5 protein-coding genes are annotated in these 8241 nt (G+C 41.9%); 1 reads left to right on the top strand and 4 read right to left on the bottom strand.

Annotated features, from left to right (window positions below; genetic code table 11):
* The first annotated feature begins 53 nt into the window (after nucleotides 1–53).
* A complete protein-coding gene (locus F6J94_RS25740) occupies nucleotides 54–4145 on the top strand; it encodes a HEAT repeat domain-containing protein (protein ID WP_293045328.1) in 4092 nt (1363 codons plus the stop codon).
* A gap of 170 nt (nucleotides 4146–4315) precedes the next feature.
* Here F6J94_RS25740 and F6J94_RS25735 read toward each other — a convergent pair whose 3' ends face one another.
* The 4 genes from F6J94_RS25735 to F6J94_RS25720 form a co-directional block, all read right to left on the bottom strand.
* Entirely contained in the window at nucleotides 4316–5023 is a 708-nt protein-coding gene (locus tag F6J94_RS25735; protein ID WP_293045325.1) for a hypothetical protein, read from the bottom strand.
* 288 nt (nucleotides 5024–5311) lie between these two features.
* Nucleotides 5312–5785 (bottom strand): DUF6174 domain-containing protein, encoded by a 474-nt coding sequence (locus F6J94_RS25730; protein WP_293045323.1) that lies wholly within the window; start codon nucleotides 5783–5785, stop codon nucleotides 5312–5314.
* 146 nt (nucleotides 5786–5931) lie between these two features.
* On the bottom strand, nucleotides 5932–6612 hold the full coding sequence (locus F6J94_RS25725; protein WP_293045320.1) for an RloB family protein: 681 nt from the start codon (nucleotides 6610–6612) through the stop codon (nucleotides 5932–5934).
* Nucleotides 6613–6614: 2 nt separating this feature from the next.
* Nucleotides 6615–7949, bottom strand: a complete 1335-nt coding sequence (locus F6J94_RS25720) for an ATP/GTP-binding protein (protein ID WP_293045318.1) — start codon at nucleotides 7947–7949, stop codon at nucleotides 6615–6617.
* Between the last annotated feature and the right edge of the window lie 292 nt (nucleotides 7950–8241).

Here is an 8241-nt window from a genome sequence, read left to right as displayed (position 1 = left end):
TCCGAGATTGAGCTAGACGGCTCAGCGCTTGTTGCCAAGCGCCCCGTGATGGCATACGACGGTCTCAAGGGGAGCAACTTGTTGAATCTAAACAGTTTTATGAAGCATTGAGTTGTTATGAGGAATCACTACAACTTTATCGAAAGTTAGGTGACCAAGCCGAAATAGCGAGCACCTTAATAACTATAGGTAATGTGTTTCAGGGTTTGGAGCACTATGATCAAGCACTATCTTCTTATCAAGAAGCTTTAACTATTTCTGAACAGATAAATAATCAAGTTAGTCAAGCAATTGCCCTGGGGGGATTAGGTGAAACCTATTTGTCTTTGGGTGATTACCAACAGGCGATTGACTATCTTCAAGCAGGTTTGACTATTCAACAGCAGATTGGTGATGCTAAGGGCGAAGCATCCTTATTAGCTAATTTGGGGAATAGTTATCAATCCTTAGGTCAGTATCCACGAGGGATTGACTATTTTCAACGGGCTTTAAGAATCCAACGAGAAATTTGTGATCGCAAGGGTGAGGCAGCTTCATTAAGTAGCTTAGGTAGTGCTTACCGAGCCTTAGCACAATATCAACGATCGATTGGCTATTTTCAACAGGCTTTAGCAATCCAAGATGGGATTGGTGACTCCTACGGTAAAGTAGATTCTTTAAGTAGTTTGGGTAGAGTCTTCTATTCCCTTAAGCAGTATGAGCAATCCATAGCTTCTTATGATACAGCAATCGAGATTTCCCAAGAATTGGAAATTGAACAACCGGCTTTATTTAGTCAGCTTCTATGTAATCGAGGTAATGCTTTAAAGAGTATAGGGCGGTTAGAGGAATCAATCAAGAGCTACGAGCAAGCCATTGAAATTGAACCAAACTCAGATGAAGCTCGATCTGAGCGCCAGGATGCTCTAGCTCAGTTGGGACGATTAACGAAACCCTTGCCAATTTTAGCCAATTGGGCAATCCCGAAAATAGGGGAATCGTTGTTGGGGATTGTTTCAGAAAAAGGATGGGATCGCTTAACTCAAGCCCTGAATAAAGCCGATGTAGAAAAAGCCATCCAAGCTGGAGCAGAAGCGGTTAATAAATGGGAAAAACAACTCCCTGCTCAACAGCGCTTATTTTTTAACGCTCCCCCAAATAGCTGGAATAGAGTTAAGATTTTTTTACGCAACTATTTTACTAATTCCGTGGTCTTAGCGGAATTACAAAAACCCTTAATAAATCAAGGGAAGCCAGACGGGGAAATTTTAATCACGGTATTTCAACAGCAAGCTGAAACCAAAACGATTCAACTAAATCAAGACAGTATCAAGCCTTGGATGGAGAGGTTTATTGATGCTTATTTTAAGCAGACTGATACTTATCTCAAGTATCAGGTGGCTAAACAGGATTATTGTCAACAGTTAGCTAACTGGTTTGATGATGTTAAATTTACTGGCATTGCTGTGGCTGGACAAGAGGTAGAAAAATCTGAGAAATTAGCTCAGATTTTTGTAATGCCAGATGTAGTGGAAGAGGTGTCAACTGCTAGGGATTTGGAATTGGATCGGTTGGCAAGGGAAAGTGGGGAAAAACCGGAAAGGGCGCTTTTGGAAAAGACGACTGGGCGGAAATTTTTGGCTGATCAGTTGTTGAGTCAAAACCAGTCGATAAGAGTAGTGATATTGGGTGCGCCAGGGTCGGGAAAAACAACGCTGATGAGTTATTTTGCGGTAATGTTAGCTCAGAGCAAGCCTGAGGTTTTGGGGTTAGATGGTGATACCGACTGGCTACCAATTTTAATTAGGATGCGAGATTTGGCCAGATATCCAGATCAAAGCATCATCGACTATGTCCGTGGGTTTGCTGAGAAAAGGATTGCCGTCAACACTTTACCAGTGGGATTTTTTGAGCATTGGTTATGTGATGGTAGAGCCTTGATATTGCTGGATGGCTTGGATGAAGTAGCAGAAGATGCTAAACGGTATGATGTGGTCAGGCGCATCAATAATTTTTTAGAACAGTTTGACAGAAATCGGGCGATTATTACCTCTCGTCCGGCTAGTTATCGGCCAGACTTTTTCCGCACTGAGGAATTTCCCCACTATCACATCCAACCCTTTGATGACCAGAAGATTTCAGCGTTTATTGATAACTGGTATAACAGTCGGTTTCAAGACCAAGCAGAAGCGGAAAGGCGCAAGCAGACGTTACGAAAGGCTCTCGGTGATAATGACCGGATTAAGCTATTGGCACGGAATCCGTTATTGTTGACAATTATTGCCTTGATTCATCGGTATCAAGCAGTATTGCCCAAGGAACGCCATAAGCTTTATGACAAGGCAGTGGAAACCTTGTTAACCTCTTGGGATGCAAATAAAGAGTTAACTCGTGATAAGAAGTGGTTAACCTATTTGGGTTTGGATGATTTACCTCGATTGATGGAATCCCTGGCTTATTGGATTCATACCCAGGGAAATATTGAAGATAATGACAGTGGCACGTTGATAGACCGGGATGATTTGATTGATCAGTTGAAGCAACAGATTAAAGACTTGAAGCAGGTGAAGCTTCATCAGGCCGAGCAAGAGGCGAAACGATTTGTAGAATTGATTCGCGATCGCACTGGTTTGTTGAATGAGCAGGGGCAAGATTGTTATGCCTTTGTCCATAAGACCTTTCAGGAATATTTGTGTGCTGAAGATATTGACTATCAGGCGGATAATGAGGGGGATTTCGATATTGTTTTGAATCACATTCGGGAGCATTTGCATGACTCCCACTGGCGCGAAGTATTACTATTGCTAATAGCACAACAAAAACCGAAAAAAGCGGCGAAGGCGATTAAGGCAGTTTTGAATAATAAGAGTGACTATGAGCAGTGGTTGCATCGGGATTTGTTGTTTGCTGGTAATTGTTTGGCAGAAGACACGAAGAATTTGCGTGGTGCTGATCGTGAGTTAGTGCAAGAGATTTTAGAGCGCTTGGTTGAGTTGGAGGTGAGTAAAGAGCGGGTTGGTTATAATATCCGCCATCAGGTTTTTCAGATAATTTGTAGTTTCTATCAAACGGATTTTCAGACACAGGTATTGGAATTGTTGAAAGAGCGATCAGATCGGATTGGTGAGGAACGATTGCTGAAATATCGACATGAGTTAGGGGAAAAGGATCAGGTAATTACTATATTTCTAGCACAGCTTCAGGATCCAGATTATTATGTGCGTAGAAGCGCAGCTGTGACCTTGGGCAGATTAGGCAACAGTTCAGAAACTGTAATCAGCGCCCTCCTAGCAAACCTTCGGGATGAGAATTCTGATGTGCGTGGGGAGGTAGCCTATGCCTTGGGCGAATTGGGCAATAGTTCAGAAACTGTAGTCAGCACCTTACTAGCACAGCTAATGGATGATGACTCTGATGTGCGTGGGAAGGCAGCCAATTCTTTGGGGAAATTGGGCAACAGTTCAGAAACGGTAGTCAACGCCCTACTAGCACGGCTAATGGATGATGAGTCTGATGTGCGTGGGAGGGCAGCCTATGGCTTGGGCGAATTGGGCAACAGTTCAGAAACGGTAGTCAGCGCCCTACTAGCACGGCTAATGGATGATGAGTCTTATGTGCGTCAGGGGGCAGCCTATGGCTTGGGGAAATTGGGCAACAGCTCAGAAACTGTAGTCAACGCCCTGTTAGCACGGCTAATGGATGATGAGTCTTATGTGCGTGGGAGGGCAGCCTATGGCTTGGGCGAATTGGGCAACAGCTCAGAAACTGTAGTCAACGCCCTGTTAGCACGGCTAATGGATGATGAGTCTTATGTGCGTAGCATGGCAGCCATAGCCTTGGGGAAATTGGGCAACAGCTCAGAACCCTTAGTCAATGGCCTGTTAGCACGGCTAATGGATCAAGATTCTGGTGTGCGTCAGTGGGCAGCCTATGGGTTGGGCGAATTGGCCAACAACTCAGAAACTGTAGTCAACGCCCTACTAGAACGGCTTCAAGATGAGCATTTTGGTGTGCGTAGCGACGCAGCCAGAGCCCTGGGCAAATTGGGCAAAAGATCCAATCATATTCTCCCCACTGTAATTGAATGGATTGAACAACACCAGGATTCCGACTATGTGGGCAGTGGTATTGATGTGCTGTGGGATTTGGTTGTAGATAGGGAGTAGGGAGCAGGTAAAGAGAGGGTTTTGTGATAGCTCCCATTGTAGACTAGACACAGGATTGGGTTTTGCGATCGCTTCGATTGTAGACTAGACACAGGATTAGGTTTTGCGATCGCATTCCAAGGGTTTGGATCCCCCTAAATCCCCCTTAACAAGGGGGACTTTATGCCATCTCATCGAGAAATAGAGCGAGTATTACAATAGTTCCGGTAGCCTCTAATATAATCGTTAACCACATCAATCGCTTCAGGGCGCATGTTTCGTTGACGGGGAAAGTCCTTTAATACCGAAAAAACATTTTGGTAAACCGCACACCAATTCCCAATCCCTGCCCGTAATGACTTTTGTGCCCGAACCAGGCTACGGATGAAAGCAATAGAGAAATCCTCAGGATCTTTCACAACTGCTGCATCTAATAATAATAGAGCATTAGCCTGCTGAACCTGCCCCAGACTCCTGCCCCATCTAGAGCGATTGGCTGCTGCAACAGTATCGCCCAAAGTCGGGTCATCCATCGCTAGTAAATACCCTAGCGCTAGTGCTTCGGCTGCTGTTAACATCTCAAGGGTAATGGCTGATGGCTGCTGACTACGGCTGCGAGCAATATACTCAAGATACTGATTAGCCCTCTGGCTTGGCTCAACAGAAAACCCAAGTTGGTTGATAATCGCTGCTCGCACATCATGGGTAATATCGGGATTGCTTAGGTTTCGGAAAACCTTATCATCAAGTCCATAAACCGAGGCATATGTAATCAGATCAACATCTTTATATGCCTTAGCAAAAGGAGTACTAGTTAAGGGGCTATCCGCCAACGCTACCGGAGCAGCTGTCACAATACAACATACCACAACAGGTGTCAGTAATGGTGTAATTTTCATTATAGCACTTTTGAATTGGATCAGGTATTTTTGTTTTGGGTTTTAGGGAGTAGGGAGTAGGGATTAGGGAGTAGGGATTAGGGAGTAGGGATTAGGATTTTTTGATTTTTTATGGTGGGCCAAAACAGTTTAATTATTGGGATTATTATAAATAATATTACTTTTTATACCTTACTTTAATTACCATTTATCATAACACCAAAAAATATTATGATATCTTGAATTGACTACTGTTCCCTGCTCCCTGCTCCCTGCTCCCTGCTCCCTGCTCCCTTTGCTATACTATTTCTAATTTTTTGATACTTCCAAATTATCAATAGTCAAAGTTCTTTCATCATCCGCTATCTCTGCTCTGTAGTCCATATCGATTTTAGTTGGATAACCTAAAGTAGCGTCGTAGGTAACATCAAGCTTATAATAATCCTGGTCAATAGCCTTTTGGACAACATCGAAAAGCTTCGAGACGGAATAATAGTTGTCAAAAAATTTCCGATTAACTGGTTTGCCGCTATCAGCAGCAACAATAGAAGTCGTTTCACCATTACGGATTTCTACAACAACTGGCTTAGTGACGTCACCAATACAATAGCAAGCTACTTGTAATCTATACCGGTAGTTATCTAGCTTTTGAGTTTCCCAACGTTCCTGGTTTTGTTCCAATTGCTGTTCAGGAGAAGGATCACTAGAACAAGCGGAAAGTGGCAGAATCATCACCAGTAATCCTAACCAACAATAGCGATAGAGTCTGGAGTGTAACCTCATACTGTTCCAGTCACCAAGTAGAGTGACCAATGATAATTCAGGATCGTTGACGAATCTGCTAGTGATTTTGTTGCCATTGTTGGTACGGGGGGCGGAGGCAAAAACTCACTGACTCTCGTTACCTGACCCTTGATGCGATAGTCAGATCAATTTTTAGTAGTCTTATAGTCTTTCTGGTCTTGTAGGTATTTAACCAGCTGATGTACTTTTGTTAATGGGTTAGCACAATCAATATTAAGCGTCTGTTCCTCCTTATGATATTCCTCCAAACGTTTAGCACGAGCTATTGCCTTATCTAGTTTTTTTTCTAATAAACTGTACATATCCATATTTTTATCATAAATATTATCCTCCTTTCTGAGTTCATAATTTATTTGATCAATTACGTCATTACATTTGCAAAAATGTTGAGTAGTGTATCGGTAATGTAGCAAAAACCACAACTCAAAACATGGTATTGATGGAATAGCGGTAATATCATTTTTATCATTTTTATCATTTTTTTTAACTTCTTTTAGCGCTTTTTTATATTCTTCAGGTTTATCCCCATCAAAGACACAGAATATCTTCTCATAATTTTTTCCCTTGCACAAATCACAGGCTTTTTCAACGATCACCAGAGGACTACCACCTTTACCATCAACCACTTCTACTTTTATTGTCGGTAGTTTTAATGATTTATTGAGGGATTTCAAGTAGTTGTATTCTGTTTTTCCTTCAACTACAATTAAAATATATTGTCTCCCTTCTTTCTTCTTTCGGGTACGTGCGAGATTACTAGAGGATTTGCTTCGCTTAGAAAAATTACTATCACGCTTCTTTGACATCTTCAAATATGCAGCCCACTTACAAAAGGAATCGCTCCATATCGACCTTTGAGGTAGCCTTTTTGTAGGGATTCATCTTGGCGAGGTTTAAAATCTAGTAACGGATAGAGCTGAGTGCTATTGTTGCTATCTTTTTCTGTGAACCATACCTGGTCTTGATTAAATATGTCTCGATCTAGGAAAGTTGTATCGTGGGTAGTAACAATCAATTGAGCATTATTTTGATTAGCTGCTTTGTCATTAAATTCTTTAATTAAATAGGTTGATATTACTGGATGCAAGCTGCGTTCTAGTTCATCAATAATTAAAATTTCTCCATTATCTAAAGCATCTATCAAATACCCTCCCATTTCAAATAATCGTTGGGTACCATCAGACTCATCCTCTAAGTCAAAGGGTATTGTTTGCTCAGAGTCATTCATTTTGTATAGCGCTAACACCTGAGGATAACTTATAACTGATTCTACTTCTGATGAGTTATCATTGTTCCTCATTATGTCGCTATTTTTAATTATTTTATTAATAGTATCTTTTAAATCTTCTTGAATTTTTTCAGGCATTTTTTTTACAATATCATCAAGAGTTTGCTGTTCAATTTTTATATTTGACATGCCGATATCAGCTCCTTTCATCAAATTGAAAACTTTTTCCATAAACTTTTGATATTCTGCACATTTTAAAGTAGTCAAATGTGCAGGACGTAAAGAGCTTAACCTTGATGGGAGTAAATTCAACTTATATCTAAACCATTCAAATATATTTCCTAACTGAGGATGATTATTTTGGGCGGCATGAGATAGAAATAAAGAATTGGGGCGAACAAAACCCTTAATACGTTCCTTTTCCCCTTTCAGCCCTGGTCCAAAATACCAACGATAACCCTGTTCTTCTGAAAGATAGTTACGCTCAAACCAAGTTTGAGGACGTCCTTTGGGATACGCGATTAGCCACTCTTCGTACACCCGCTCTTTGTCTAAGGAAAATCCGTATTGATAGCGAATATTATCCTGAATGAAAATAATTTCAAAACAGCTCGGCTTCTGCTGGCAGTCAACATTTAAGCGAAATGGTTCGATATTCCATCGACTGCCAAGCTGCATGCCAGTAGCTGACTGAAGCACAATCTGACGCATGGTCTGGATTGCACGCACCAGATTGCTCTTCCCGGAAGCATTAGGACCGTAGACCACAGCGCTGGTGAGTAGGCGCAGAGACTTGACATTAGGCATCGGGAAACTATTGCTATCCTGCCCAGTTTTTTTCTTAGATGCCACCATACTAAAGGTCTGGCGCTCTTTAAATGAGCGATAATTTTCTACGCTGAACTCAACTAGCATCACTAGGCTCTCCCATGGTTACTTAGGGATTATCCATTAATTTTGGTCAATGGTAAACCATGGTAAAGGAATGATTTAGTTGATTCTAGGAAGCTAGTTAGTAGAATGCGATTGACCGTAGGTCACGCTACGCGATGAAGCTTCGCTTCCGCTAAAAGCGATCGCATCTCTTCCTATCATGAAAATCGCAAGTTTTAACATCAATGGCATAAAGGCGCGCATCGGTGCCCTGACCGATTGGCTGACCGAAGCGGCCCCCGACGTGGCCTTGTTGCAAGAAATCAAATCTGTC

Source organism: Moorena sp. SIO1F2 (assembly GCF_010672755.1).
Taxonomy (GTDB): domain Bacteria; phylum Cyanobacteriota; class Cyanobacteriia; order Cyanobacteriales; family Coleofasciculaceae; genus Moorena.
The sequence above is the reverse complement of the archived record's forward strand: the minus strand, read 5'-3'. Positions and strand labels throughout refer to the sequence as shown.